At 48.2% G+C, this 1,333-nt stretch carries 2 protein-coding genes; both read right to left on the bottom strand.

Going from position 1 to position 1,333, the window contains the following annotated elements; genetic code table 11:
* On the bottom strand, window positions 1–530 hold a 530-nt coding region (locus QCH34_RS12765; protein WP_300334687.1), incomplete at its 3' end, for a response regulator.
* Window positions 531–535: 5 nt separating this feature from the next.
* The coding region (locus QCH34_RS12760; protein ID WP_300334686.1) for a substrate-binding domain-containing protein at window positions 536–1,333 on the bottom strand (798 nt) is incomplete at its 5' end.

The raw sequence follows: 1,333 nt of genomic DNA, 5'->3' as shown, positions 1-1,333 counted from the left end.
AAGAATGCCTCATTATGGGAGCATCCGGTGAGATACCCGGCAGAGGGATTGCTGAAGAGCACCCTGCCATCATTATTAAGAAACATGATGCCGGTGTCAAGCGAGAGGAGGGTGTCGAGTTTGCATCCCTTAATGCCAAACCGCCTCATGAAGAGGGCATGCGAGTTCAGTGCGATCTCAATGGTTCCATATAATTCCTGATCGGAGAAGGGTTTTGAGAGATAACCAAAAGGTTGTGCAGTCTTTGCCCGTTCAATAGAATCACCGCCTGACTGCCCGGTGCAGAAGACAACAGGGACCGAGAAGAACTGGTGAATATAGGTAGCAGCAACGATACCATCACAGATCCCCTCAAGGCCGATATCCATCATCACGAGATCGGGATTCGTTGCGATGACCTGTAGAATAGCTTCGTCACCTGATCGTGCCTGCCCGCACACCGAATAACCAAATGTACTGAGCGTGCCGGAAAGTACCTGTGAGATAACCGGATCATCTTCAACAATAAGTATCTCTGTCGATTCCATCATTCACCTCATATTTCATCAATCTCGTTCATCGAGAAATATCCAATTTCATTAAAGTAACGCCGTGCTTCGGCAGATTGTGCGAATCGAATAAACGATCCAACCTCACTATCCGGGGTACCGTTTGTCAGGTAGAGCAGCTCCCTTGTAAGAGCCGGAATATACCTCAGATCGTTATTCAAAGGATCGCCTTTCAGTTCATTCAGTATTGCCAGACGTATTTCCGAGGAATGCTCCGGAACAGCAACACTGCTTCCCATATCATAGATCCGGAGAATTTTAACCCCAGGATCATGTTCGGCATATCCAAAATCAACGAAGCCGATTGCTCCATCTTTTTCTTTCACTGCTTTCAGGACACCTGCATTCCCCTCGGCAGCCACCTGGACAATTATACCTTTGGCATTTCGATTCCTCGCTGAAAGTGAGGAGTCTACAGTCTTTGACCCCGGAAAAAGCCAGCCTGCAAATATTTCTTCTGTCCCTGAATGATCGCTTCTCTGCACAACATACCTGACATCGCGAAGGCGAGGTATCGGTGAGATATCGTCATCCTTCTCATTATACAGGGCCTGAAGCTCTTCAAAGGCTATTGTGTTATGAGGGTAATTTCTGCTCGCGATCACAACCACGCCAGAGCCTCCAATCTTATGGATAACAAGTGATGGATACTTCATCAGCTCACTATCCTTGATCGGGCGGGAAGAGGCACCAATAGAGACATCACCCGATCCTGCCCGCTCAACCCCTGTTCCGGATCCACCCCCCTCAATCGCGATCAGAACACCGGGATTGGATCTTGAATA

It is taken from the genome of Methanocalculus sp. (assembly GCF_029762515.1).
Classification (GTDB): Archaea; Halobacteriota; Methanomicrobia; order Methanomicrobiales; family Methanocorpusculaceae; genus Methanocalculus.
This window is presented reverse-complemented; position numbering and strand designations above follow the sequence as displayed.